Origin of the sequence: Agarivorans sp. QJM3NY_30, assembly GCF_050870855.2 — a bacterium.
In the GTDB taxonomy this organism is placed as follows: domain Bacteria; phylum Pseudomonadota; class Gammaproteobacteria; order Enterobacterales; family Celerinatantimonadaceae; genus Agarivorans.
This window is the reverse complement of the sequence record NZ_CP194038.2, coordinates 4,683,837-4,709,292: the sequence shown is the minus strand read 5'-3', so window position 1 is coordinate 4,709,292 and position 25,456 is coordinate 4,683,837. Positions and strand designations below refer to the sequence as shown.

The following is a 25,456-nucleotide window of genomic DNA, read 5'->3' as shown; positions in this document are numbered from 1 at the left end:
TCACTCGTCAATAAATTTATGCTCGAAGAGGACTTCATCCTTGGCTATTCTCCGCAATGTTTGCAGCAGGTTCGATAAGTTTTATCGACTCTTGCATCGCCCCAATGTTTTCCGCAACTTCTTCTTGTTCAGCACCAAAATGCGCCAGGTGATACATCGCATCTCCCTCTTGAACCAAGGGAATATTTTGTTTACCGATCACGATACCAGAGCGTTGCGCCTTCACCTGATTAATTAACTCACCAAACGGACTATTAATATCCGCCAATAAATCCCCCGCTTCTACGTGATCGCCTAACCTTGTATATTCATTCACAATCCCGCTGGCCGAAGCCCGTAGCCAAGCACTGCTATAGGCAACATAAGGTTCAAATTTTTTCTTACTACGACGTTTCTTGATCATCCCTAAATGCGACAGTACCTTGAGGATTCCGCGTACCCCGGTCTGGATTGAAAGCTCATCAAAGCGTAGCGCTTCACCTGCTTCATAAAGCAAAATTTTGGTCCCTTTATTCACCGCAGCTTCGCGTAATGAACCATCTCGTAGATTTGCATTGATGAGAACTGGAACCGCAAAGGCCTCGGCTAAGAGTTTGGTCTCAGGATCCTCTAAGTTTGCTCTAATTTGCGGTAGGTTGGAGCGATGAATCGCTCCAGTATGTAAATCGATACCATAATCGCAATGTTCTACAATTTGATTCAAAAAGGTGTAGGCCAGTCTTCCGGCAAGCGAGCTTTTAGGGGAGCCGGGGAAGCAACGATTTAAGTCGCGTCGATCTGGCATATAACGGCTTTGGTTGAGTACCCCATAAATGTTTACCATTGGCACTGCAATTAAACAGCCCTTAGTGAGCTTAAAGCTTGGTGAACGTGTTACTCGGCGAATTATTTCGATACCATTTAACTCATCGCCATGCACCGCCGCGCTAATGAATACTGTTGGCCCAGCCTTGCGGGCTCGAGTGATATGCACCGGGATCGAAATCTCAGTATCGGTGTATAATTTTGCTACCGGTATTTTTATTTGCTTTTGTTCGCCAGCTTTAATTTCTATTTCACCTATCTTCATGGTTCGCCTTTGCTTGGTTCTTGTACTCGGACTTAGCCTTTACCACGGGTTTTGGTTGCAAAGGGTTTGGCATTTTTTTCGATGAATTCGAACACCATGCCAGCCACATCTTTACCGGTGGCATTTTCGATGCCTTCTAGACCCGGGGAAGAATTGACTTCCATCACAACAGGGCCATTATGTGATTGTAGAATATCAACGCCACACAAATTCAGCCCCATGATTTTAGCTGCATTAACGGCGGTCGCGCGCTCTTCCTTAGTTAAACGTACTAACTGTGCGGCCCCTCCGCGATGCAAATTAGAGCGAAACTCACCTTCCGCAGCCTGACGTTTCATTGCCGCGACCACTTTACCGCCTACCACTAAACAACGGATATCGGCCCCTCCCGCTTCCTTGATAAACTCCTGTACTAAAATGTTCGCTTTTAAGCCCATAAAAGCTTCAATGACGCTTTCTGCTGCCTTATTGGTTTCGGCCAAAACTACCCCAATACCTTGTGTCCCCTCTAATAACTTAATGACTAAAGGTGCGCCACCGACGTTTTTAATCACATCTTGAATTTTATCCGGTTTGTTGGCAAACCCAGTACGTGGCAAGCCAATGCCTTTCCGCGATAATAGTTGTAGCGAACGCAGTTTATCGCGTGAACGACTAATCGCGACCGATTCGTTGACACAAAAGGTGCCCATCATTTCAAATTGACGCACGACCGCCGTACCATAAAAAGTAATTGAGGAGCCGATCCGAGGGATAACCGCATCATAACTGGGTAATACTTTACCCATGTAACGCACGGTTGGATTACTGCTGGTAATATCCATGTAGCAGTGTAGGGTATCGATAATATCAATCTCGTGACCGTGAGCCTCACCTGCTTCTTTTAAGCGACGAGTTGAGTAGAGGTTTTCTCCACGAGATAAAATGGCTATACGCATTGTCATGTTCCTAGAATAAAAGTGCTGAGATCTTGCTTTATTGGGCTACTCGTCATGAATGAAGATTTCATCTTCACTCGGATTTAATGTGTTGCCATGGCTGCTATGGAGCGTATGGAAACGGCGTCGAGCATTAGTCAAAGTCTTATATTTAAGCCAAACTTTTTCTAGTTTAGTGCTGGCTTCGAGTTGTTGGCTACAAACTAAAAGGAAGCGCTGCTCTTGATTGCTTTCGGGAAGTAATTCGCCACTATTTATCGCTTTCATGGTTTCGCCATAAAGGCTCAATAACTCCGCTTCTAATAAAGTAAAATTGCCTGATTTACTAAAGCCACGTTTAAATTTTTGGTCATCGTAGAAACGTTTTTTTCCAAAGCGAAACTCAGTATTCATTGCAACGATTCCTGGTGATGAGAAAAAGACTAATCGGCGCTTGCTGTTAGCTTGACGGCAAGGTAGAGAGTATTCGTTGAATATGAAAACGAATTGTTTTTGTCGTTAGAGTAAATATTGTTTGTTGTCGATTTTTTCCCAAAACCTCACTCCAAGCCTGCTTTGTCTCATTTGCGGTTTCATGCATGATTTTCTCCTTAAAAATTCTGAATGAGAATTGCTGGGTTGGTGCTGTTATTCGTGTGTGATATTTAAACAGAAAAGTGCTTAGCTTTTATTTCACTGAATGGCTCATGGTGGGTGTTTTTTGTGGTTTTTTTGAGCCTCCTTCTTGACGACGTTAAAAATATTATTTGTCGTAAGCGTAAAAATTGTTTGTTACTCTCGTTGCTGCTGTTATAGGGGTGAGAGAATGGACGTAAAAGTATTTCGAACGTTTTTAGAAGTGGCAAAAGAGAAGCACTTTGGGCGAGCGGCAGAAAATTTATATATCACTCAAGCGGCGGTTAGTGCACGCATTAAGCAATTAGAGAGCTTCTTTGACGCTCAGTTATTTATTCGTGACCGGAATGCCATTAAGTTGACTAGTTCTGGCGAACGTTTAACCTCCTATGCTGAAAATATGGTGCGTACTCTTGAGCAAGCGAAGGCAGAGTTATTACTCACCAAAGCGCATGCCATTCAATTGACCATTGCTGGCACGCCTAACGTTTGGGATGCTTATTTGCAGCATTGTTTGAGTGTGGTGACCGAAGCATTTAGCGGTTATGCCTTTCGTGCTGAGACCTTAAGCCGTGAACAAATGCATCGCGCCTTAATCGAGCGAACGCTAGACATTGGGGTGGGCGTTGACCCTTTAAAATCTGAAGAGTTGGCCTGTAAAAAAGTTGTCGATTTAGAGCTTGTATTTGTTTCTACTCGCCACCAAACTCAGCAATTGGCGCTAGAAAACTCGTATATTTATGTTGACTGGGGCACCCGTTTTGCTTCCGAGCATGCGCTTCGTCATAGTAAAATGCCACCGCCATTTTTGCGCACCTCGACGGGACGAATTGCTTTGGATTTCATCTTAGAAAAAGGTGGAGCCTGTTATTTGCCAGTGTCGATGGTTGAGCCTTTTCTCGAATCGCAGCAACTTCATTTGGTGGAATGTTCAGAGCCTTGGTTACGTCCGGTATATCTTAGTTATCGGAAGGATTCGGCGGCATTGCAGCAGATCCGTCAAGTGGAAAGCCTATTAGGGATTACCGAACCCTCTACTCCCTATAGTTTGCAGCAAGCGGCTGAATAAGCGCTGCGTATTCAAACGGATCTCTATGTTAACTGGCATTGAGGCCTGAATGGTCTTGGTATGGCGCTCAATGTTGCACAATTTTTAATATATTTCGTAAAGTATAATGGTTTGTTGATCGTTCGAAACACTGGTTTTATCGCAAGGAATTTCAAATGTTTGGTTTTTTTGAGCGCTTAACTGCGCCTTTCCCCACGCAAGAGCCTGAGCAACCCCCTAAGGGCTTATATCAGTTTTGTCTCCATTATTGTCAGGGGATGATGGTACCGCTGTTATGCATGGCCGTCATCGCTGCGTTGATCGCTATCTGTGAAGTTGCTTTATTTGGCTTTATGGGGCAGTTGGTTGATTGGTTAGGCAGCAAAGATCCAAATACGATATTAAGTGAAGAATCTTCCACCTTGTGGCTGATGGGCATCACGCTGTTGGTGGTGATGCCACTGCTTACCCTACTCGATTCGCTGTTAATTCACCAAGCTTTGCTCGGTAATTTTCCGATGGCGATCCGTTGGTCGGCGCATCGCTATTTATTGCGGCAGAGTGTTTCCTTCTTTGCTAACGATTTTGCTGGGCGTGTCGCGACTAAAGTCATGCAAACGGCCTTGTCGGTACGTGAAACGGTGATGAAATTACTCGACTTAATGGTTTATGTATTGGTCTATTTCACTTCCATGGTGCTGTTGGTGGCACAGGCTGATATACGCCTCATTTGGCCGATGCTGCTATGGCTGGTGGTTTACATCGCAATTCAGTTCCGTTTTGTGCCGAAATTAAAGCGAGTGTCGACCGAACAAGCGGATGCTCGTTCTTTAATGAGTGGTCGAATTGTGGATAGCTATACCAACATCGCAACCGTGAAGTTATTTTCGCATAATCAACGCGAGGCCGATTACGCTCAAGAAGGCATGCAAGGATTTTTACAAACCGTTCATCAACAGATGCGTTTGGTGACCGGGCTCAATGTTTGTGTGCAACTGTCAAATTATTTGCTTACATTTAGTATTGCGGCCCTGTCTATGTACTTATGGATGTTAGGTGACATCTCGGTAGGGGCAATTGCTATTTCTATTGCTTTGGTGCTGCGCTTGAATGGTATGGCTCAGTGGATCATGTGGGAAATAGGTTCTTTATTTGAAAACATAGGCACCGTAGCCGACGGGATGACGACCTTAACAAGCCCACAGACGGTGGTTGATGAGCATGATGCTAAGCCTTTGCGGGTGGATCAAGGTCAGATTGATTATCGTGACATCCGTTTTCATTATGGTGAGAAAAGTGGGGTTATCGAACACCTCAATCTGAGTATTAAGGCTGGCGAAAAGATTGGTTTAGTGGGGCGTTCTGGTGCAGGGAAAACCACTCTGGTGAATTTATTATTGCGCTTTCATGATGTTGAGGGCGGCTCAATCGAGATCGATGGTCAAAATATTAGTCAAGTGACTCAAGATAGCTTGCGGGCTCAAATTGGGATGGTGACGCAAGATACTTCCCTATTGCATCGTTCGGTGCGTGACAATATTTTATATGGTCGTCCCGATGCCAGTGAAGAGCAAATGATTGCTGCGGCTAAACAAGCCAAAGCCCATGAATTCATTTTAGGTTTGAGTGATCAAGATGGTCGTTGCGGTTATGACGCTCATGTCGGTGAGCGAGGGGTGAAACTCTCCGGTGGGCAACGTCAACGTATCGCAATCACTCGAGTATTATTAAAAGATGCTCCTGTTTTAGTCTTAGATGAAGCCACTTCAGCCTTGGATTCGGAAGTTGAAGCGGCGATCCAAACCAGTTTAAATCGCTTGATGCATGGTAAAACGGTGATCGCCATTGCTCACCGTTTATCCACCATCGCTGCGATGGATCGCCTAATTGTATTAGATAAGGGAAAAATTATTGAACAGGGTAGTCATGCCGAGTTGATTCAAGGTGATGGGATCTATAGTCAATTATGGGCGCATCAAACGGGCGGTTTCCTCGGAGAATAAAGCCTGAACCTTTTCTTCATCCTAAGGCCTGCATTCACGCAGGCCTTTTTTATTGGGTGTTGTATGGGGCTCGGAGGTTCCGCTGAAGTCAACTAATAAGGGCGAGGCTGCGGCTGATAAGTGCACGAACCCATATTTTTTGACTATTGTTAAAGGTAAAAGGGGCAATCCATTGATAACAATAAGCTTGATTATGATTGTTTTTTCTAAGGTTACACTTATGCGATTGACGTTGTTGAAGCCTGTCTATGCGTAGATTTTTTAGTCTGACGAGTACGCTGTTATTCAGCCTTTGCCTGGGAATGGGCTCTGTTACGGCCGAATGTATCGGTGTGGTGACCGCTGGTGGTGGCGCTGATTTTTGGAAATTAGTTGAGCGGGGGGCGAGAAGTGCGGCCGCAAAAATTGGCACTGAAGTTTATGTTCGTGGCGCTAATAATGAACTAAATGTTGAAGGTCAAGGGGCATTAATTAATACGGTATTAGATCGCGGTTGTGGTGCTTTAGTGTTAGCTCCAAATAGTCCAGAGCGAGCTGTGGATGTCGCTTTATTAAAAAGTATCAACATTGCCACGGTGTATATCGACAGAGATGTTGGTGGCGCACCGATGTTGATCATTAAAACCGATAATTATATGGCAGGTGCTTTGGCTGGAAGAAAAATGGCGAAAGCGCTGGGGGGGAAAGGTAAAGTTGCACTTTTCCGACTCGATAAAAGTGTGGTGACGACCGCGGCGAGAGAGCAAGGGTTCATTGATGAGGCAGTGAAAGGCGGGTTAGAGGTCGTGGTTGATGTGTATCTTGGGACCACAGTTGGGTCGGCGCGCTTTAAAGCTTTATCGATACTGAATCATATGCAAGATGTGCAGGGCATTTTTACTCCGAATGAGCTGACGACTCTTGCCACCGTGGTTTCTCTTCGGCAATTGGAGCGGCAGGGCTCGATGGTGCATATCGGTTTTGATTCCAATCGAAGTATTAATGCCGCGATTGTCAATAAAGATATCTATGGGGTGGTGATACAACAGCCTTTTGCTATGGGGTATCTCGCAGTATACGCGGCGTATCAAGCCATGTTAGGTCACCAACCAGAATTGCAAGATCAGCCTTTGTTATGGGATACAGGGGTTTTATTTGTGGATCATTCAAATATTAATCAAGCTAAAGTTAAGCAGGTGTTGGGGCTTGATTAGTTGAAATTAAACCGCCTGATTTGAGTAAGTGAAACCGTCTGACTAAGCTATATAGATGGCATGCTGATGAAGCGAATTATGCGCAAGCAGAATAATATTTGCGGCAATTATGGTACCGCTATTCATCGTGACTTTGTTCCGTTGTTTGTTGATGATTGTTATGCGCATATGTTTGGTTATGATAATGCAGCGCAGGTGATGGCATTGCCATCGTTACTGACGCTGTTTTGTGAACATGATCGCCAGCAAGCCCTACAAAATTACGCGGCGATAATGGCTGGCAAAATGCGTCCCAAAGTGGTGGGGTATCAGAATAGAGACAGATTTGGCCAGCTCTGTTCGGTGATTAGTATTGATCATCTTTGCCAGTGGCAGGGCGCACCAGCGCTGCAAATTACGCTAATTGATGTTTCCCAGCAAGTCGCCGCGAAACAAGCACTGCAACAAAGCGAGCAACGCTATCGTTCGTTGGTCGAGTCTTCCTTGCAAGGTATTTTAGTTCATCGCTTTTTTAAACCGCTGTATAGCAATCAAGCACTAGCCGATTTAGTGGGATTTAGTCATGTTGAACCGCTTCTCGCTCTGCCAAGTTTGTTAGCCTTGATTCCTGAAGATAACCAGCAACAAGCTATTGAATTACATGAGCGCTTGCTGCTTGGAGAGATGGAATCACATTCCGTAGTGACAGAGTATTTGCGACAAGATGGCGACTCGGTGTGGCTAAATATTAGCGAAAGCTTAGTCAGTTGGGAAGGTGAACCTGCGGTGCAGTCGGTGATGATGGACGTGACTCAGTTACATCGGCAGCAACAACGTTTGGAGTTTCAGGCGAATCATGATGTGCTAACGGGCTTAATGAATCGACGCTCGATGAACCAAGTTTTAGTGACTGAATTTGCAATGAGTAAGCGCAGCGATAATCCTTTGTGCTGTTTGATATTAGATATTGATGATTTTAAGCAAATTAACGATCAGTATGGACATGCCATTGGAGATGACGTATTGCGGATGTTTGCTATTGAAAGCCTCAAGGTATTACGTGATGGTGACTTTTTGGCTCGCTGGGGAGGCGAAGAGTTTCTACTGTTACTCCCCAATACTGCTCAATCATCAGCGATGCTGATTGCACAGCGGGTGCGTCAACATCTGGAACAATCACCAATCACGGTCAATGGACAGCATCATTTTTGGTCGGTTAGTATTGGTTTAGCGATGTTGACCGAGAACGACTCTAGCCCTGAATCGCTGATTGCGCGTGCCGATAGTGCGCTCTATATCGCGAAACAGCGAGGCAAGAACCAAGTTGCCTTAGCGCCGCAATTTTATCAATTGTAATTCAAGCGACGGCTTGTTGGTTGTTGCTTTAAGTGGCCTGAAAAATATGATTAGCCCACAGGGTAAGGCCGCTGGTCACGCTGCCGAAGTTATCTCCACAAATCAACGGCGCTTGGTAACGTTTCGCTAAGAAGTCTTTTATCATCGGAGAATTGGCGCTACCACCAGTTAAGAAAATAACTTCGGGTTGGCAAGCTGCTTGGGAAAGTACTTCATCACTTAACTTGGCAATATTAGTGAGCAAGCGTTCTGCGGCTTGACGGTAGCTTGTCTGGCTGACTTCGGCCTGTAGTTGTTCACTTAAATAACCTAGGTCGACCACGGTTTCAGACTGTTCACTAAGGGCTATTTTGGCTTGCTCTGCCGAGGCGCTCATTTGGTAGGTTAAGCGTCCTTGGCTTAGTCGCACTAAGGCTTTTAAAGGCGCGAGTTGTGGTTCTTTGAGTAGTCTTTGCAACAATAAGCTGGTGTCTTGATGATAGAAGCGAGCCTGCGCTGGGAAATCGTTGATCGCAGCGGCATCCCAAAAGGGTTTAATCGGCATTGGTTGGCCACTGGCCAATAGAAGTTTGGCGCCTAAACAAGGCATTAGTGTTTCAAAGTTTAGTGCGATATCAAAATCATTGCCGCCGATCCGTTCACCGTTATATCCCAGTACTAAGCTTTGATGGTCGCGTTCTGCTAAGTAGTTTGGTCCCATGGTGAGCATCGATATATCACTGGTGCCGCCGCCAATATCGATGACTAAAACGCGTTGCTCTTTGTGGAGTTGTTGTTGATAACTGAGGCCCGCCGCCATTGGCTCATACAAAAACTCAACATGCTTAAAACCAACGTATTTAGCCGCATTGCGCAAGATGTTGAGTGCTTGTTGGTTGCTTAGCTCACTATTTAAACCTTGAAAGTTGACCGGTCGACCAATCACCACTTTTTCCAAGTTGGCTAAACCGGTTTGCTTCACTTGCTCGGCGATGTGCCACATCATCGCTGCTGCAATGTCTTCAAATTGTTGTTGTTGGCGTTCGCGAATGCCACTGGCGCCTAAGAATGACTTCGGAGATCGCACGTAATAACAGTCGGCGGGATCGATGAGGTATTCATGCAATGCTTGTTGGCCAAAACTCAAATGTTCATCATAACCGTCTAGTTTTAATTCGCGTAAGGCTCGTAAGCTGGCAGATAGCTGATGAGAGCGAGCATGTTTATAGGCTTCGGCTTGGCCTTGGGCGTCCAGTTGTTGATAGAGCCAACCGCAAATCATCTCTGATTGTGGGGCAAACAGAGTGGAGGGCATGTAATGACCATGTGCTGGTAACTTTACTAAATGGGCTTGTTGCCCCTGCATGATACCGACAGCGCAGTTAGAGGTGCCAAAATCGAAACCGGCGATTGATTGATTCACAAAACATGCCTCACGGATAGAAAAGGCCGCGCAGGTTAGCAAATTAAGCGCCAAGGGTACAGTACCCTTGCTTGGTCTTTGGTTCATAGCGTGCTTTATTTCTTCAAATTGGTTTCGCGGCGTAAGCTCGCGGGAGAGCGGCTCAGCTTGGTTTGGCAAGGGTTTATTGGAAATGGCGTTGAGGCTTGTGATAGCGGCGGGAGCCCCTTACACTGAAAGGCTTGAGTGCTTGAAATAGAACCGAAAATGAAAAACCAGACTAGAGCTTACTTATTTGGCCTTAGCGCCGTGTTGATGTGGTCAACGGTGGCGACTGCATTTAAGTTGGCGTTACAGTGGCTGAGTCCGATTCAACTGGTGTTATTGGCTTCTTTCAGCTCGATGCTGCTGTTGACTGGGATATTGCTTTGGCAACAAAAATTACATTTGGCCTTTCGTTATGCGCGCCAGCGCCCTGGGTATTTCCTATTGGTCGGAGCGATTAACCCCTTTGCCTATTACTTGGTATTGTTTAAGGCTTACGACTTGCTCCCCGCTCAGCAGGCTCAATCGCTGAATTATACTTGGGCGATTACCTTGGCCTTGTTGGCGGTGCCTTTTTTGCAGCAGCAATTGCGGCGTCAGGATCTGCTTGCCATGGCTTTAGGTTATTTTGGGGTATTGGTGATTGCCACTCGTGGTGACATTTTAGCGATGCAGTTCGATAGCGTGGCGGGTGTATTGTTAGCCTTATTCAGCACCCTGCTATGGGCAGGTTATTGGATCATGAATACTCGCAATCATGGTGATGCAGTGGCGAGTTTATTGGTAGCCTTTAGTTTTAGCCTACCAATGGTATTCGCTTATTGCTGGTTCAGCGACGGTTTACCCAGCTGGCATTTTAAAGCTTGGTTAGGCGCTGCCTATGTGGGTTTATTTGAGATGGGGGTTGCTTTTGTTTGTTGGGTTTTGGCGCTAAAATTGACTGACAATACTGCACGGATCAGTAATTTAATTTTTATTTCGCCGTTTCTGTCGTTGTTTTTCATCTCCTATTTTCTGGCAGAACAAATTGAACCAGCAACTTACCTCGGCTTGTTATTGATCATTGCAGGCTTACTGATCCAGCAGTGGCGGCCGAAAAAAACGATCATCGAAGCGCGGCCCTGATTTACCGTTAAGGGTGCGAAAAACACCACAAGTTTTGATCTAAAAATTAGGGTGTAGTGGACCAAGTGTGTATGCTAAGGTTTATCTTTGGATCGGAACAAACTTACTGTAATGAGCAAACAAACGATAACTAAACAAGCCTTGATTGATATTGCTAATCAAATGTTGCGTGAACATGATGACTATATTCCCGGTATTGAAGTACGTGACGTGACTCAGTATCACGATGTTCTCACTTTTAAGGGCGAAGCTTTTCTGGATGAGGAGCTGTTACCCACGGTGAATAGTCCAACTGCTTTTAATTTGTATAAATGGTTATGCCATCGCTTGTCGGAACAGTACAGTCTTAGCGAATCGGCCTAGCACATACTCGGGCTAAGCTTGACTTCAGTATGAGCACTCACCGTGTGTTGATGGTGTTCAGCGCACTCTCCCCGGTGAATGACATTCGTGGCCTAGTTAGTTGTGTCCAAGGCGTATAACAAGGCTTGGTAAGGCGCTAAGCTGAGTCCTTGTAAATGACTAATTTGCGCTTCGTCTTGTTGTAGATTATTTAGAATCAGTGCCTTTATCTGATAATCCAGACTCACTGCGACCGCTTGTTCACTTAAGTTAGTGACGACTAACAAAGCTTGTTGTTGGTAGCGTCGCAGGTAAGCGAATACTTGTGGATGCTCGGGGAGTAGTAGTTCAAAGCTGCCATATATCAAGATCTCTCCGTAGTCGGCGGACTTACGCAAGGCAATTAGGCGCTGGTAGTGGTAGAACACCGAGTGAGGGTTTTGTAAGGCCTTACTCACATTCACTTCTGGATAGTTTGGATTCACGGCAAGCCATGGCTGAACCTTGCTGAAACCAGCATGCGGTAAATTATCCCATTGCATTGGTGTTCTTGCGTTGTCGCGGGCGCTGGCATATACACCCTGCATAAATTGTTGATGACTTAAGCTTTGCTGTTCAAGTACTTTTTCCTGATAACTATTTTTGATTTCGATGTCTTGGTAGTCATCCAAATGTTCAAAGCGGACGTTGGTCATGCCAATTTCTTCACCTTGATAAATATAGGGCGTGCCTTGCATGCCATGTAATAAGGTGGCAAATAATTTGGCGCTGCGTTGGCGATATTGTCGGTCATTCCCCCAGCGACTCACGATGCGTGGTAGGTCGTGATTATTCCAGAACAGTGCATTCCAACCATCGCCTTGAAAGGCGGTTTGCCACTTGCTCAATACTCTTTTCAAAGCCACCAGATCAAATTTTTGAGTTTGCCATTTACCATGTTGTGGATGCCAGTCTAAAGCGGCGTGTTCAAATTGAAACACCATCGATAGTTCTTCGCGAGCAGGATCAGAGTAACGTTTAGCTATTTCAGGTGTGGCCCCCCAAGTTTCTCCAACGGTGACTAAATTGTGATTGGCGAAACAGGCCTGATGTAGTTGCTGTAACAAAGGATGCAATCGAGGACCATTCTCGGTGATCCCCTGGTCAATCTGTTTGCCAATAAGATCGATTACGTCTAAGCGAAACCCTGCCACTCCTTGAGCAACCCACCAACTGATCATTTGTTGAATTTCTTTCTCTACCTGAGGATTTTCCCAATTTAAATCGGGCTGAGAATCGGCAAACAAGTGAAAATAGTACTGATCGGTGGTGGCATCATAGTTCCAAGCGGGCCCACCAAAGATCGAACGAAGAGAGTTAGGCTGATCGCGCCAAATATAATAATCGCGATAAGGGTTATCTAGGCTTTGCTTCGCTTGTTGGAACCAGTGGTGTTGGTCGGAACTATGGTTAAGAACCAAGTCCATGATGATGCCAATATGATGTTGGCGTGCAGTGGCGATTAATTCTCGTAAGTCATTTAGGCTGCCAAAACGGGGATCGATGGCTTGATAGTCAGCGATGTCGTAGCCGTTATCTTTCATCGGAGAAAGGTAAACCGGGGATAACCAAATCAGGTTAATCCCTAATTTTTCAAGATAAGCTAGTTTGCTGATGATACCACGCAGATCACCATTACCATCCCCACTGCTATCACAAAAACTACGAGGGTAAACCTGATAAACCACTGCCGAATGCCACCACTGCTTTTCCATCTTGGTCTCCGAAATAAAGCGTGTAGACGCTATTGTACTGCTTTAAAAAATGCTGACCTAGCTTGCTGTTGGCTTGATAACGTTTTCATAGTGATTTATTTGTTAGCAGTAGCTGATGTGGCGCATTTCGTCTCATAAAATTAAGAATTTTTTACTAAAATATGATCCGCTTCATGCCGTAACTATCGGGTTAATTATTTATTGTGACGGTTTGCTCAAATCACGGTTTCACTACAGCATGCTTTGCTGAATCGGCGTAAATTGAGCGTCGAGGTATATCGCCAAGGATGGGTAAGTTTGGATTTTACTTGTGGTTCTTTCCTGCGGTTTATTTACCTTATCACCATCAACCACCAAAGAGTGGCGGTGAAACATTAGTCTAAAGAGACGCTCAAAGATTACACGGGAAAGTAGCAATGAGAAAATTTAGTAAAATCGCCACTAGCGCCTTGCTAGCTGGTGCGGCGCTGAGCTATGCCTCTAGCGCCACGGCAGTGCCTCGCACTGCTTTTGTTCATTTGTTTGAGTGGAGTTGGCAAGATGTTGCCACCGAATGTGAAACCTTTTTAGGGCCTAAGGGCTTCGCTGCGGTACAAGTCTCCCCACCAAATGAGGGGGTAGACAATCCCGCTTGGTGGGCTCGTTATCAGCCAGTGAGTTATAGCTTCAATAGCCGCAGTGGCAACCGCGAGCAGTTTCAAGATATGGTACAACGCTGTAAGGCTTCGGGTGTCGATATTTATGTCGATGCGGTGATTAACCATATGGCAGCATGGGACCGATATTTCCCCGATGTTCCCTATGGCACCAATGATTTCAACTCTTGTACTAGCGAAATAGATTATGGCAATCGTTGGCAGGTACAGTATTGTGATCTAGTGGGCCTCAATGATTTAAAAACCAGTTCTGATTACGTACGACAAAAAATTGCCGATTATATGAATGATGCCACGAGTATGGGGGTGGCTGGTTTTCGAATTGATGCGGCAAAACATATCCCTGCGGAAGATATCGCGGCGATAAAATCTAAACTGAATGGCAATCCATATCTTTTCCAAGAAGTGATCGGTGCTGGTGGCGAGCCGATTCGTCCAACCGAATATACTTATAATGGTAACGTGACGGAATTTGCCTTTGCGCGCCAAATTGGTCCGGCATTTCGTAATAGCAACATTGCCTGGTTGAGAAATCTATCGTCTTCGATGGAGCTAGCCAGTGCTGACGCCGTGACTTTTGTTACCAATCATGATGAGGAACGACATAATCCTAACGGACCGATTTGGCATGGTACAGCGGGTGATGGTTACTTCTTAGCGAATATTTTCACCCTTGCTTATCCTTATGGTTATCCAAAAATCATGTCGGGTTATTACTTTAATGGCGACTTTGATGCGGGTCCACCAAGTACTGGTGTGCATACTGGCAATGCCTGTGGTTTCGATGGTGGGGACTGGGTTTGTGAGCATAAGTGGCGTGGTGTCGCGAATATGGTGGCATTCCGTAACCACACTGCGGCACAGTGGCAATTAACCAATTGGTGGGATAATGGTAACGACCAAATTGCTTTTGGTCGCGGCGGCCTAGGTTTCGTTGTGATCAACAAGCGCGCAGACGGTACTCTAGAGCAAGATCTGAATACTGGTATGGCGGACGGTGACTACTGTAATATTATTGAGGCTAACTTCGATGAGACGAGCGGTGAGTGTATCGTTTCGGCGGATGCGAAAGGTCCTGGAGTGATTACCGTGAGTGGTGGAATGGCCCACTTCAGCGTGAGTGGCGATAATGCTGCGGCGATCCATGTTGGCGCAAAAATTGAGCCTTGTACTGGGGATGATTGTGGTTGTAGCGGAAGTGCTTGCCTGACTCCTGTGACCGCCAGCACCATTTGTTATGACAACGCGGCTCAATTTAATTCGCCAAGTCTTTACTATTGGGGGGCTCAACCTTTGGGCAGCTTAGCCGATGCCAATTGGCCTGGTGTGAGCATGCAGAAAAATGGTAGTTTTTACTGTCATGATCTTGGGGCAAGCCTCAGTCGTGTGAATGTTATCTTTAGTGATAATGGTGCTAAGCAAACTGCCGATTTAACCGTAGCAGGTGCCAGCTGTTACCAAGGCGGACAATGGAAGAGTTTGACCGACTGTGGTTTTATCGTCACGGATCAGCCGGTGGGTGGCAGTGAAGTGTGTTATGACAACCAAGTTGGCTTTACTAATCCAAGCATTTATTACTGGTCAGTTCAAGCTGAAACGGTTGTGAACGATGCCCAATGGCCTGGTACTGCGATGCAGCAAAAAGGGAATTACTATTGTTATGATTTTGGTACCCCCTTGAGTCATTTAAATGTGATTTTTAGTGATAATGGCGCCAATCAAAGTAGTGACTTGAGTACCGATGGTGATGCGCTTTGTTACGCCTCTGGAAGCTGGGTTGCGTCAAGCTATTGCAGCGACTAATTTGCTTGCGGGTTACCTTTAATCGTGGCGGTAAAACGATTGTACTAACCGCATAGCAAACCTTCATTTATTCATGCGTCTCGATTGTGCCCGGCTTGTGCCGGGCTTTTTTATGCTGGGCGCGGTGAGGGACTTTTAGCGGCACCACATAGGGCTTTGTGAGAGCGAAGCGAGTCAGGCTCCGCGCTTCGGTGGCGTCCGTGCATCATTGCCGCACACTGCAGGATGAATGAAACAGGCCCACCTTTGCAGATCCAGATAGGCCCGATCTTAAGATTGTAAGCAGGCGATAGCGGGCATCCACGGATTGTGATTATCCTTGAGGATAGTGCTTACGCATTAAGGCAAAATATAATACTGGTATAACCACTAAGGTCAGTAGCGTAGAAACCAGAATTCCAAAGATAAGGCTGATGGCTAAGCCATTAAAGATTGGGTCATCGAGGATGAATAAAGCCCCGATCATCGCGGCTAGTCCGGTTAACACGATGGGTTTGGCTCGTACCGCCCCCGAACTTATTACGGCTTTGGAAAAAGGTATACCAGCGCTTGCCTGCTGATTGATAAAATCCACCAGCAAAATAGAGTTACGCACAATGATCCCCGCGAGGGCTATCATACCGATCATCGATGTGGCAGTGAACTGGGCGCCTAATAGGGCGTGTCCCGGCATGACCCCGATGATGGTTAACGGGATCGGAGCCATGATGATCAAGGGGACCAAATAAGAACGAAACTGGGCAACCACTAATAGGTAAATCATGATCATCCCCACCGCATAGGCGAGTCCCATGTCGCGGAAAGTTTCGTAGGTTATTTTCCATTCACCATCCCATAAAATGGCAATCTCGCTCAGCCCATCAGGTTGGTCGATATAGTGTTGCGCAAAAGGCAAGCCGGCATCTTTGGCACTGAAGGCCATCTCAAACATGCCGTATAAGGGACTGTCTAAATCACCAGCCATGTCGGCAACGACCATAATCATAGGAATGGCGTTTTTATGCATAATCGGCAGGTTAGTGCTGCCTTGATTGATGCTTACCAATTCACTCAGGGGGATCGCATCGCCTTGTGGGTTATGCAGTCGTAAATTGAGCAGCTGCTCTAAATCAAACTTGTCTTTTTCTGCCAGCTGTAAGCGGATCGGGACCGGATAGAGTTGTTGTTCTCGATGTAAGAAGCTGACATCTTTTCCGCCAATCGCGGTGGTAATGAGGGTAACAATGTTCCCATAGCTAATCCCAAGCTGAGCACTCTTACTACGATCAATCGTAATTCGCCATTGAGTTTGTGGGCTGGGTTGCATGATGTCGATATCAACGATGTCGTTGGTATGATGAAAATGCTGCATTAAAGCACTTGCGGCTTGTTGGCGTATTTCATCGCTGGGGCCATAGACCTCTGCCACAATTGGTGACCAAACTGGTGGCCCTGGCGGGACTTCAACGATTTTGATGTTGGCCTGATAGGGGGCGCCGATCGCTTGCAGTTGTTGTCGCACCGAACTGGCAATACTGTGACTATCACGTTGCCGATGGGCTTTATCAACTAAGTTTACCTGGATATCACCGAGCTCTTGGCTACTGCGTGTAAAGTAGTGACGGACTAAGCCATTGAAGTTAATCGGGGCGGTGGTGCCGGCATATAGTTGTAAGTCAGCAACTTCGGGGATGGTGAGTAAGTAATCGCTCAGCTCAAAGAGAAGTCTTTGATTTTGCTCTAAACTGCGCCCTTCAGGTAGATCAACCATCACCTGAAACTCTGACTTGTTGTCGAAGGGAAGCATTTTCATAACCACCAATTTATTAATGGGTAAGGCGACGGCGGCAATAATCATCAATAGTACGACTAACCACAACCAGATCCGGTTCTTGCCGCCTCGGTGAGGGTCTAGAAACGGCCGCATTAGTTGTTCGAATAAACGGTGTAATTTCGAGCCTTGGCTCGATTCGGCTGGATGATCAGGGGTATTTTTGAGTAGTTTAGCGCTTAGCCAAGGTGACAGGATAAAGGCCACCGACAAAGAGATTAACATGCCAAGGCTGGCATTAATTGGAATGGGGCTCATGTAGGGCCCCATCAAACCGGAAACAAAGGCCATCGGAAGCAGTGCGGCAATCACGGTAAACGTTGCCAAAATAGTTGGCCCACCCACTTCATCTACCGCTTGAGGGATAATTTGGCTTAGCTTGGCGGGTTCGGCATGCTTGGCTGCCAGCCGCATATGTCGGTGGATGTTTTCGACCACCACAATTGCGTCATCGACTAGAATGCCGATGGAAAAAATCAGTGCAAAGAGAGAGACCCGATTAAGGGTAAAGCCCCAAGCCCAGGAAGCAAATAAAGTCATCGCGAGGGTGATGACAATCGCGATCCCCACCACAATAGCTTCTCGCCAGCCCATGGCCAGCAGCACCAACAGTACAACGGCGATTGTGGCAAACACCAGTTTGCCAATCAGAGTATTGGCTTTGTCAGCGGCAGTGGCGCCATAATTACGGCTCAGTTGGTGTTTCACCTGATGTGGAATGAGTACATTATCCAGTTGGCTTAGCCGTTGTTCGATACGTTCCGCCAGTTGTACCGCGTTTTCACCCGCTTGTTTGGCGATAGCAATCGTGACGGAAGGAAATTTACCTTGCTGGTTGACCAGCCACACGCTTTGACTGGGTAATTCAGCTCCAACCTTGATGCTGGCAACATCAGCCAAGAATACCGGTTTTTGATTGTGGGTTGCTATCACCAAGTTCTCTAATTCGCTGGCGGATCGTAAGAATTGCCCGCTTTGCACCTTGATGACTCGGTTATCTTGGATCAGATCGGCTAATCCTGATTGTTGGTTATTGCTTTGTAACTGCTGGGCGATCTGGTCAAATTCGACCCCATAGGCGTTGAGTTTCACTGGATCAACTCGGATTGAAGCGACCGTCGCTTGCTCACCTAAGGTGTAGACATCTTTGGTGCCGGGGATCCGTTTTAATTCAGTTTCTAAAGTGCGAGCGATTTTAGTTAGGTCGAAGGGACTCAGTGTGAGACTCTCATCCCATAAGGACAGGCTTACGATGGGCACATCGTCAATTGCTCTGGGTTTAATTAAGGGTTGTCCGACGCCCGCACCACTGGGGAGCTTGTCTAAGTTTGCATAGATTTGGTTGTATAAGTTTACGATGGCGTCATTGCGTTTTACACCGACATCAAACACCACAATAATCATCGCACCATTAGGTTGTGAGAATGAATACAGAGTATCGATACCATTCAGCTCGGAGATGATTTTTTCTGCTGGTAGCGTAACTAAATTCTCGACTTCTTTGGGACTTGCTCCGGGGAAGGGAATATAGACATCAGCAAAGGTCACATCAATTTGTGGTTCTTCTTCTTTGGGGGTGATCAGTACCGAAAATATTCCAAGTAATAGACCAATTAAGGCTAATAAAGGGGTAATCGGTGAGTTTAAGAAGCGCTCGCCAATGCGTCCTGCAATTCCCATGACTACTGCTCCCCATCTAACATCGCTTGGTAAGCCGATAGTGCGATTTGGTCATTTTCTTGTAAGCCAGAAAGCACTTGTACCTGTTGTTGTTTGCGTTCTCCAAGGCGAACTTGGTTCAGGCTAAAGCCCTTGGCAGTCTTTAAATAGACCGCACTGAGTTCATTGAGCTGTAATACCGCAGACTGAGGGATCCAGATTTGCTCTCGCCAGCCGTAACTAAAACTTAACTTCGCCCAGCTACCGGGATAAATGTTGGCGCGTTCAGCGGGTAGATTAAGCCGGATCTTGAACGTGTGAGATTGTTGATCGGCGTGGCTAAACAGAATAAAGTCCTTGGACTGTATTGGATTTTGTCCATCGATAATCAGCGAGAACAAGGTTTGATTATTAATCACATCTAAATAACGCTGTGGCACATTGGCCACCGCACGCATATGTTCGAGTGAGTAGCCAGAATAAAGTGCTTGGCCTTGTGAAATTGTCTCACCCAATTGCACATGGCGTTCGGTTACAACGCCAGAGAAAGGTGCTTTAACAACGGTGTAATCAAGCGTTTCTTTTGCTTGTACTAGGGCGGCCTTGGCGGCTTTTACCGCACTGGTTGCTGCCTTTGCCTCTGTTTCGGCCAGATCCAGTTGACCCTTAGAGACCGCGCCTTGGGGATAGAGCTTTTGCAGGCGTAACCATTGGCGTTGCGCTTCGTTGTTTTGCGCAATGGCACTGCTGAGTTGGGCGTTCGCCGCGGCGTAGGCGGCTGATTGCTGAGTGCTGGTGATTTCGAGAATGATGGCGTCTTTCTCGACAAAATCATTCACATCATAATAAAGGCTTAATACTCGCCCCGAGGTCTGTGCTGCTAAGGTTGCCGCATCGACAGCTTCGATGACCGCGTCGAGTTCAACATGAATGGGGGTCATTGCCGAGCTGACCGTAACCGTTTCTAGGTCTGCAGGAGCGGCATCAACAGTGTTGGCTGCAAACGTTAGCAGTCCGGTGAAAAAAACAGTGGCTAAGCTTTGCATCTGACATCTCCCTTGTAAAGAAGGCGCTAGTACTAGCGCCATAGTCCTAGTCTGCTAAAGACAAGCTTGCTCTGCGAGCCAAGTTTTATAGCCTCCGGTAAGATTTTTGGCCTTAAAACCAAGATTGGCTAATTGACGATAGGCAACGTTGCCACGTAAACCAACCATGCAATAAATGAGTATTTCCTTGTCTTTCGGGAGCTCATCAATGCGTTCACGAAGTTGATCCACTGGAATATTGATTGCTCCGGGGATCGTACCGAGTTGCTCTAATTCGTTGGGATTGCGCACGTCTAAGATAAGTTGTTGCTCGGAGGCTTGGTTGATTTCATCGCTATGACAAAGGTGGGTATGCCCTTCAATACTATTCGCTGCGACAAAGCCTGCTTGGTTAATGATATCCTTCGCGCTGCCAAAAGGTGGCGCATAAGTTAGCTCAAGGTGCTGTAAGTCGAAGACGGTCATACCGGCTCGCTGGGCGACCGCAAGGATATCAATTCGCTTGTCGATCCCCTCTTTACCTATCGCTTGTGCGCCATAGATCAAGCCACTTTGAGGATGAAATAATAGTTTTAAATTTATTGGCTGAGCACCCGGATAATAGCCGGCGTGGCTTGCTGCGTGCAGGTATACTTTTTGATACTCAAGCCCCTTAGCTTGCAAGCTTTTTTCATTTAAGCCGGTGGAGGCCACGGCTAAATCGAAGACTTTACAGATAGCCGTACCCTGACTGCGTTGGTAGTGCTCGTTGGCTCCAAAGATGTTATTTGCAACCATTCGTCCTTGACGATTCGCTGGCCCCGCAAGTGGGATTAATGCGGCATCTCCGGTGACAAATTCAGGGTCTTCAATGGCATCTCCCACCGCATAAATAGATGGGTCGGAAGTTTGTAGTTGGCTATTCACTTGAATCCCGCCGAGCTTTCCTAACTCAAGCCCTGCAAGCTTGGCTAAGCTCGTTTCTGGTTTTACCCCGATAGCCATGATGAGGAGTTCTGTTTCGAGCATCTCACCATTGCTGAGGCGCAAAGAAAGCGCGTCGGAATTGAGGTTTGCCAGCTCTTCTTTTTGTTCCGCCGCGGGGGGGAATACCGCTTCTAAGGCGACGCCTAAATGTAAATCAACACCGTGATGGCGTAGCTCTTGGTGAAGTGGGCTGGCCATTTCTGGGTCGACCGGTGCCATGATCTGAGAAGAGAGTTCAATCAGGCTGGTATTGATTCCACGTTGCACCAATGCTTCAGCCATTTCGATGCCAATAAAGCCACCGCCAACTACGGTGGCATGTTTGGGTTGATTGATATCGATACTGGCGATGATTTTGTCCATATCAGGAATATTGCGCAGTGAAAAGGTGCGCTGATTATCAATACCGGGTAATGGGGGGACAATTGGTGCTGCTCCTGGACTAAGCACCAGAGCATCGTAACTTTCTTGATAATCTTGCTGAGTCAGTAAGTCGCGGATCGTTACCGTTTTGTGTTCTCGGTCAATGCTCAGTACTTCATGCATCACTCTGACATCAACATTGAAGCGGGCTTTAAAGCTTGCGGGAGTTTGCAATAACAGCGCATCACGTTGTTCGATGTCGCCACCAATATGATAGGGCAGGCCACAGTTTGCAAAAGAAATATAGGGGCCGCGTTCCAACATAATAATTTCAGCGCTTTCACTTAAACGCCGCGCCCTCGCTGCAGCTGAAGCTCCGCCTGCAACTCCCCCCACAATAACAATCTTACGCATAACTCTCTCCAAAAATTAAACTATAGCGGTATCGGCAAATACCGCTCTTGAAACTCAAGACTAAATTGATAAATATCAAACGCCGTTTATTTAAAACCTAGACGTTTAAACACCATTGCCGCTGGGCAAAAGCCAGTCACTGCACTTTGGATTAGGTTCACTCCGATGAATACGGTAAACCAAACAAAGTTAGGATGAACCCAGTAAGTTAATAGCAGTGAGCACAACACCATACTGCCAGCAAAAATCCGAACCACATTTTCTAAAGACATAATCGACCTCCTGAAAAACTGTAGTAACTTTATATTAGCTTTATCTAATTCGCAACTGTCTAAATTAAAATATTCTAAATTAGATTTGACTAAATAAGGTGTTTTTGTATAATTTCGCCATGTTGATAGGGGGAACTATGCAAGATGTATTGGCGCTACGTAACAATGTTTTATTAGTCAGTGAGTTGCTTAAAACGATTGCTCATCCCGATCGCCTAGTCGTACTTTGTTTGCTTAGTGATGGTGAAATGGGGGTGACAGAACTACGCCAATATAGTCAAAATAGTCAGTCTGCGTTTTCTCAACATTTAAAGGTATTAAGAGAAAGTCAGTTGGTGTCGGTGCGTAAAGAGTCTCAAAATGTTTATTACTCTTTAGCCGATCCTCGGATTAAGCAGTTACTTAGTAGTTTACGACAAAATTTCTGCGGTTAATTTTTAACAGCCCACCTACAGCCATCATTTTCTATTCTTTTCTTGGAGTTATTTATGAGTCACTTTACCCCTTGGAGCGCCCTGTTGGGGGGCATGTTATTGGGCCTGTCTGCGTCTTTGTTATTACTGTTGACGGGTAGAACTGCAGGGATTAGCGGTGTATTAGGTGGCATTTTTGGCGCGGCTAAGAGTGAATGGCCATGGCGGGTTGCTTTCATTGCAGCGATGGCTGTCAGCGTATTGATTACCCAGCCATTGGGGGTGAGTTTACCGATGCTGCCTAATTATTCCTTGGCTTGGACCATTATCGCTGGCTTGGCGGTGGGCGTGGGGACACAATTGGCTAATGGCTGTACAAGTGGCCATGGGATCTGTGGGATTGGCCGATTTTCCACTCGGTCTATTTTAGCCACATCGATATTTATGTTTACTGCGGTGTTGGTGGTGGGCTTGAATGCCCATTTTGGACTCGTCCATGTATAAAGTTATCGTGGGTTTAGTCACCGGTTTATTATTTGGTCTGGGGATGAATATATCGCAAATGGTTGACCCGAATAAGGTGCTTAATTTTTTAGATATATTTGGCGCTTGGGATCCGAGTTTAGCCTTTGTGATTGGCGGTGCTTTGCTGGTCTTCATTCCTTTTTACCATTTAATTATCAAGCCTCGCCGGCTGGCTATAAATGGCGATGAGTATCGCTGTGTATCGGTTAAACAAGCGATTACTGGGCGTCTGGTTGTAGGCTCCGTGTTATTTGGTATTGGCTGGGGCATGGTTGGTATCTGTCCGGGTCCTGCTGTCGCGGGTCTGTTACGTGGAGATATGATGATTTATTGGTTTATTGCCAGCATGTTGTTTGGCCATTACGCGAGTCAGTGGATTTTTGCTAAGACTTAAACCAGAAACCAGAAACCAGGAGGAAGCAGGGCTTCCTCTTATGGCTTGCTCGGTGAGCGGGATTAGTCGGTGTGTTGCTGAATGATGGCAATGATCCCTAGCCCCGATAAGTCTTCATTCCAATTGCAAGTTTCAACCACGTTTTCAACATGATGATAAGGCAATACACTGGCTTCTAAAGTGTTATTCATGGCGCTTTGCATGTGGCTAAATGCTCTGATCCCAGGGCCAGAGATAACAATTTTCTGTGGGTTAAATAGTGCCATGATATTGGCTAAACCTAGACCTAACACCATGCCTGCTTGATTAAATATTTGGGTCATGGGCTCATTGGGATTGCTGGCTAACTGATTTAAATGCTGCATTTGTTGTTCGCTAGGATGGAGTAAATCATCTTGTGGTAATTTATAGATAGCGCAAGCATCTCGATAGATGGCGTAATCGCCTAGGTAAGCCTCGATACAGCCGCGTTTACCGCAACGGCATTGTGGCCCATTGAGACTGAATTTGGTGTGGCCAAATTCCGTTGAAGCGATCATCGATGGTTGATAGCTTGGATTGTTCACAATTAGTCCCATGCCAACCCCGTAGCCGAGTTGAATAGCAACTAAGTTATCTGTTGCTCGGTATTGCTCTTGATTCTTGATGGCAACGGCTAAGCAATAGGCGTCATTTGCCATAAAAACAGGGAGTTCCAAGCGTTGTTCGAGTTGATCGAGTAGTTGTGGATGTTCACCACATACCGCTGGGCTCCATAAAATTCCCCGAGCATCACTTCTTACGACGCCTTGCTGAGCAATGCCGAGTCCACGGATCTTACTGCGGTCGAGACCTTGTTGTTGAATGAAGTCTTCAACCACATCATGCAACCAGTTAAGAAGTTGTATTTGATTGAATTCTAGAGTGGCTGGATTCAACTTTGTTTGCCCAACAATTTTTCCAGTTGCGTCACCGAGGAATAGTCGGATTTCATTGATGGATAGCTTAAGACCAATATAAAAAGCAGCATCACTTACAATTTTTAGTTTAACTTTGGGGCGACCCCGGCTTGCGGATGGATCTAATTCGCTTCTTTGTTCGCTGAGTAAACCTTGTTGAAGTAATTCGGCAGTAATTGCGGTGATGGTCGCTGGACTTAGCTTACTGTAAGAACCTATATCAACTCTTGCTAGTTCCTGATGTTGGCGAAGTGTCCGCAAAATATCTCGACGGTTAGCGGCTCGGATCAACTCAGTTTCAGTCACTTTCTTCATGCAATGATGGCCTGCAATAATAATTTATGTATTAAAAATAGTCACTTATCTATTAACTCGTCAGCAAATTTTAGCGAATTGTTAATTGAGTCACGCATTCAATACAAAGGGTCAGTTGCTGGCTATCTTTCATTGTGGACTTCGCTGTAGAAAATCTGCAGCGAATTGCTCCAATTGTCGCTTGTGTATTAAACGACGGGTAGACAGCTAGAAAAGATAACTTGACTGCCAAGATTTAGTTGTTTGCTGGGACTTGGCTATAGTTTAACCACGACCTGTTGGATTTAGATTGGAGGCTGTTTGCAATTTTATGTTTGGCTGCGGTTATGGCTCAGTCTTATTCTTTTGAATCTAACCCCTTGCTTGTTGGCTGATGAATTACGGGTGGTCACCCATGTATTGCCCCCTTACACTGTGTTGGAAGACCAACGGCTTAGTGGTTCATCTGTCGATTTGGTTTATTGCACTTTAAATTCTCTTAATCAACCTTATTCGGTGACTGTTCGTCCAGTGTCTCGCGCTGAACAGCAGCTGGAGCTGGGATTGATGGACATGTTTTTTATCGCAAGTGAAACTTCGGCAAGGAGTGCGGTGGCGGCGTTTAGTCAGCCAGTTGCCTATGCCAGACGGATGTTATATGGTCTCAATGAACACTTGCCAACGATGAATGATGCTCAAATAAGACAATTAACGGTGGGTGTATTGCATGGTTCGGCGATGCACCGCTGGTTGTTAGATCAGCAGTTTCCTCATATTAAATCACGTTATAACTACCATATTTTGTTTGAAATGTTAGATCGTGGGCGTATCGATTCGGTATTAGCACCAGAAGATGTATATCAGCAAGAGCTATCGGATCAGCATATTCGTCAGAAGTTATATAGCCAATTAATGAAATACATACCGATCGGTGTGTATATCAGTCACACTTGGTTGGCAGAGCATCCTGGGTTTATGGCTGCTTTTAATCAACATTTGCAAATTTGCAAAAAAACTAACAGTAAACCAGCAGAGCGCTGAGCATTTCATTGGAT

The 25,456-nt window shown here is 46.0% G+C and carries 21 protein-coding genes; 11 read left to right on the top strand and 10 right to left on the bottom strand.

Features of this window, described 5'->3' with window-relative positions:
• Positions 1-34 precede the first annotated feature (34 nt).
• From ACRRSX_RS21425 to maoP, 3 genes are read right to left on the bottom strand one after another with little or no spacing between them, the layout of a single operon-like run.
• On the bottom strand, positions 35-1,069 hold the full coding sequence (locus ACRRSX_RS21425; RefSeq protein ID WP_432455572.1) for a succinylglutamate desuccinylase/aspartoacylase family protein: 1,035 nt from the start codon (positions 1,067-1,069) through the stop codon (positions 35-37).
• 32 nt (positions 1,070-1,101) lie between these two features.
• A complete protein-coding gene (gene rimK / locus ACRRSX_RS21420) occupies positions 1,102-2,007 on the bottom strand; it encodes a 30S ribosomal protein S6--L-glutamate ligase (RefSeq protein ID WP_432455573.1) in 906 nt (301 codons plus the stop codon).
• 45 nt (positions 2,008-2,052) lie between these two features.
• Positions 2,053-2,400 (bottom strand): DUF413 domain-containing protein, encoded by a 348-nt coding sequence (gene maoP, locus ACRRSX_RS21415; RefSeq protein ID WP_432455574.1) that lies wholly within the window; start codon positions 2,398-2,400, stop codon positions 2,053-2,055.
• A 412-nt stretch (positions 2,401-2,812) separates the two neighbouring features.
• Here maoP and ACRRSX_RS21410 point away from each other — a divergent pair, with 412 nt between their 5' ends.
• From ACRRSX_RS21410 to ACRRSX_RS21395, 4 genes are all read left to right on the top strand, one after another.
• Positions 2,813-3,691 carry a LysR family transcriptional regulator gene (locus ACRRSX_RS21410; RefSeq protein ID WP_432455575.1) on the top strand — a complete coding sequence of 293 codons (879 nt, stop codon included), beginning with the start codon at positions 2,813-2,815 and terminating at the stop codon, positions 3,689-3,691.
• Positions 3,692-3,846: 155 nt separating this feature from the next.
• Positions 3,847-5,673, top strand: a complete 1,827-nt coding sequence (locus tag ACRRSX_RS21405) for an ABC transporter ATP-binding protein (protein ID WP_432455576.1) — start codon at positions 3,847-3,849, stop codon at positions 5,671-5,673.
• A 248-nt stretch (positions 5,674-5,921) separates the two neighbouring features.
• Positions 5,922-6,866: a substrate-binding domain-containing protein gene (locus ACRRSX_RS21400; RefSeq protein ID WP_432455577.1), complete on the top strand. Its 945-nt coding sequence runs from the start codon at positions 5,922-5,924 to the stop codon at positions 6,864-6,866.
• A 66-nt stretch (positions 6,867-6,932) separates the two neighbouring features.
• A complete protein-coding gene (locus ACRRSX_RS21395) occupies positions 6,933-8,201 on the top strand; it encodes a sensor domain-containing diguanylate cyclase (protein ID WP_432455578.1) in 1,269 nt (422 codons plus the stop codon).
• A 28-nt stretch (positions 8,202-8,229) separates the two neighbouring features.
• Here ACRRSX_RS21395 and yegD read toward each other — a convergent pair whose 3' ends face one another.
• The gene (yegD, locus tag ACRRSX_RS21390) at positions 8,230-9,603 is read right to left on the bottom strand and encodes a molecular chaperone (RefSeq protein ID WP_432455579.1); all 1,374 of its coding nucleotides are present in this window, start codon (positions 9,601-9,603) and stop codon (positions 8,230-8,232) included.
• Between the two features lie 246 nt (positions 9,604-9,849).
• On the opposite strand from yegD, the gene ACRRSX_RS21385 reads away from it, so the two are divergent.
• Positions 9,850-10,752 (top strand): DMT family transporter, encoded by a 903-nt coding sequence (locus tag ACRRSX_RS21385; protein ID WP_432455580.1) that lies wholly within the window; start codon positions 9,850-9,852, stop codon positions 10,750-10,752.
• A gap of 111 nt (positions 10,753-10,863) precedes the next feature.
• Positions 10,864-11,115, top strand: coding sequence for a DUF2498 family protein (locus ACRRSX_RS21380; RefSeq protein ID WP_432455581.1), 252 nt, complete (start codon positions 10,864-10,866; stop codon positions 11,113-11,115).
• Between the two features lie 92 nt (positions 11,116-11,207).
• Here ACRRSX_RS21380 and ACRRSX_RS21375 read toward each other — a convergent pair whose 3' ends face one another.
• The gene (locus ACRRSX_RS21375) at positions 11,208-12,848 is read right to left on the bottom strand and encodes a glycoside hydrolase family 13 protein (protein ID WP_432455583.1); all 1,641 of its coding nucleotides are present in this window, start codon (positions 12,846-12,848) and stop codon (positions 11,208-11,210) included.
• A 416-nt stretch (positions 12,849-13,264) separates the two neighbouring features.
• Here ACRRSX_RS21375 and ACRRSX_RS21370 point away from each other — a divergent pair, with 416 nt between their 5' ends.
• Complete coding sequence (locus ACRRSX_RS21370; RefSeq protein WP_432455584.1) at positions 13,265-15,307, top strand: starch-binding protein; 2,043 nt, start codon at positions 13,265-13,267, stop codon at positions 15,305-15,307.
• A gap of 313 nt (positions 15,308-15,620) precedes the next feature.
• Here ACRRSX_RS21370 and ACRRSX_RS21365 read toward each other — a convergent pair whose 3' ends face one another.
• The 4 genes from ACRRSX_RS21365 to ACRRSX_RS21350 all read right to left on the bottom strand — a co-directional run bounded on the left by ACRRSX_RS21365 (position 15,621) and on the right by ACRRSX_RS21350 (position 21,837).
• The gene (locus ACRRSX_RS21365) at positions 15,621-18,797 is read right to left on the bottom strand and encodes an efflux RND transporter permease subunit (RefSeq protein WP_432455585.1); all 3,177 of its coding nucleotides are present in this window, start codon (positions 18,795-18,797) and stop codon (positions 15,621-15,623) included.
• A gap of 2 nt (positions 18,798-18,799) precedes the next feature.
• The gene (locus ACRRSX_RS21360; protein WP_432455586.1) at positions 18,800-19,822 is read right to left on the bottom strand and encodes an efflux RND transporter periplasmic adaptor subunit; all 1,023 of its coding nucleotides are present in this window, start codon (positions 19,820-19,822) and stop codon (positions 18,800-18,802) included.
• Between the two features lie 54 nt (positions 19,823-19,876).
• Positions 19,877-21,565: an FAD-dependent oxidoreductase gene (locus ACRRSX_RS21355; protein ID WP_432455587.1), complete on the bottom strand. Its 1,689-nt coding sequence runs from the start codon at positions 21,563-21,565 to the stop codon at positions 19,877-19,879.
• Between the two features lie 86 nt (positions 21,566-21,651).
• On the bottom strand, positions 21,652-21,837 hold the full coding sequence (locus ACRRSX_RS21350; RefSeq protein ID WP_432455588.1) for a YgaP family membrane protein: 186 nt from the start codon (positions 21,835-21,837) through the stop codon (positions 21,652-21,654).
• A 137-nt stretch (positions 21,838-21,974) separates the two neighbouring features.
• Between ACRRSX_RS21350 and ACRRSX_RS21345 the strand changes: the two genes are divergently transcribed.
• Genes ACRRSX_RS21345 through ACRRSX_RS21335 form a run of 3 tightly spaced genes read left to right on the top strand, consistent with a single transcriptional unit; the run spans position 21,975 to position 23,169 of the window.
• Positions 21,975-22,271 (top strand): ArsR/SmtB family transcription factor, encoded by a 297-nt coding sequence (locus tag ACRRSX_RS21345; protein ID WP_432455589.1) that lies wholly within the window; start codon positions 21,975-21,977, stop codon positions 22,269-22,271.
• Between the two features lie 54 nt (positions 22,272-22,325).
• On the top strand, positions 22,326-22,754 hold the full coding sequence (locus ACRRSX_RS21340) for a YeeE/YedE family protein (RefSeq protein WP_432455590.1): 429 nt from the start codon (positions 22,326-22,328) through the stop codon (positions 22,752-22,754).
• The gene (locus ACRRSX_RS21335) at positions 22,747-23,169 is read left to right on the top strand and encodes a DUF6691 family protein (protein ID WP_432455591.1); all 423 of its coding nucleotides are present in this window, start codon (positions 22,747-22,749) and stop codon (positions 23,167-23,169) included. Before ACRRSX_RS21340 ends, ACRRSX_RS21335 begins: the two co-directional genes overlap by 8 nt.
• A 62-nt stretch (positions 23,170-23,231) precedes the next feature.
• Here ACRRSX_RS21335 and ACRRSX_RS21330 read toward each other — a convergent pair whose 3' ends face one another.
• Positions 23,232-24,422 (bottom strand): ROK family protein, encoded by a 1,191-nt coding sequence (locus ACRRSX_RS21330; protein WP_432455592.1) that lies wholly within the window; start codon positions 24,420-24,422, stop codon positions 23,232-23,234.
• A gap of 300 nt (positions 24,423-24,722) precedes the next feature.
• Here ACRRSX_RS21330 and ACRRSX_RS21325 point away from each other — a divergent pair, with 300 nt between their 5' ends.
• Positions 24,723-25,442: a substrate-binding periplasmic protein gene (locus ACRRSX_RS21325; RefSeq protein WP_432455593.1), complete on the top strand. Its 720-nt coding sequence runs from the start codon at positions 24,723-24,725 to the stop codon at positions 25,440-25,442.
• Positions 25,443-25,456: the final 14 nt, after the last annotated feature.

Coding starts and splice junctions, on each gene's coding strand:
- ACRRSX_RS21335 (WP_432455591.1), top strand. CDS start 22,747: ATGTATAAAGTTATCGTGGGTTTAGTCACCGGTTTATTATTTGGTCTG.
- ACRRSX_RS21330 (WP_432455592.1), bottom strand. CDS start 24,422: ATGAAGAAAGTGACTGAAACTGAGTTGATCCGAGCCGCTAACCGTCGA.
- ACRRSX_RS21410 (WP_432455575.1), top strand. CDS start 2,813: ATGGACGTAAAAGTATTTCGAACGTTTTTAGAAGTGGCAAAAGAGAAG.
- ACRRSX_RS21340 (WP_432455590.1), top strand. CDS start 22,326: ATGAGTCACTTTACCCCTTGGAGCGCCCTGTTGGGGGGCATGTTATTG.
- ACRRSX_RS21375 (WP_432455583.1), bottom strand. CDS start 12,848: ATGGAAAAGCAGTGGTGGCATTCGGCAGTGGTTTATCAGGTTTACCCT.
- ACRRSX_RS21395 (WP_432455578.1), top strand. CDS start 6,933: ATGAAGCGAATTATGCGCAAGCAGAATAATATTTGCGGCAATTATGGT.
- rimK (WP_432455573.1), bottom strand. CDS start 2,007: ATGCGTATAGCCATTTTATCTCGTGGAGAAAACCTCTACTCAACTCGT.
- ACRRSX_RS21400 (WP_432455577.1), top strand. CDS start 5,922: ATGCGTAGATTTTTTAGTCTGACGAGTACGCTGTTATTCAGCCTTTGC.
- ACRRSX_RS21355 (WP_432455587.1), bottom strand. CDS start 21,565: ATGCGTAAGATTGTTATTGTGGGGGGAGTTGCAGGCGGAGCTTCAGCT.
- maoP (WP_432455574.1), bottom strand. CDS start 2,400: ATGAATACTGAGTTTCGCTTTGGAAAAAAACGTTTCTACGATGACCAA.
- ACRRSX_RS21345 (WP_432455589.1), top strand. CDS start 21,975: ATGCAAGATGTATTGGCGCTACGTAACAATGTTTTATTAGTCAGTGAG.
- ACRRSX_RS21380 (WP_432455581.1), top strand. CDS start 10,864: ATGAGCAAACAAACGATAACTAAACAAGCCTTGATTGATATTGCTAAT.
- ACRRSX_RS21405 (WP_432455576.1), top strand. CDS start 3,847: ATGTTTGGTTTTTTTGAGCGCTTAACTGCGCCTTTCCCCACGCAAGAG.
- ACRRSX_RS21350 (WP_432455588.1), bottom strand. CDS start 21,837: ATGTCTTTAGAAAATGTGGTTCGGATTTTTGCTGGCAGTATGGTGTTG.
- ACRRSX_RS21385 (WP_432455580.1), top strand. CDS start 9,850: ATGAAAAACCAGACTAGAGCTTACTTATTTGGCCTTAGCGCCGTGTTG.
- ACRRSX_RS21360 (WP_432455586.1), bottom strand. CDS start 19,822: ATGCAAAGCTTAGCCACTGTTTTTTTCACCGGACTGCTAACGTTTGCA.
- ACRRSX_RS21365 (WP_432455585.1), bottom strand. CDS start 18,797: ATGGGAATTGCAGGACGCATTGGCGAGCGCTTCTTAAACTCACCGATT.
- ACRRSX_RS21370 (WP_432455584.1), top strand. CDS start 13,265: ATGAGAAAATTTAGTAAAATCGCCACTAGCGCCTTGCTAGCTGGTGCG.
- ACRRSX_RS21425 (WP_432455572.1), bottom strand. CDS start 1,069: ATGAAGATAGGTGAAATAGAAATTAAAGCTGGCGAACAAAAGCAAATA.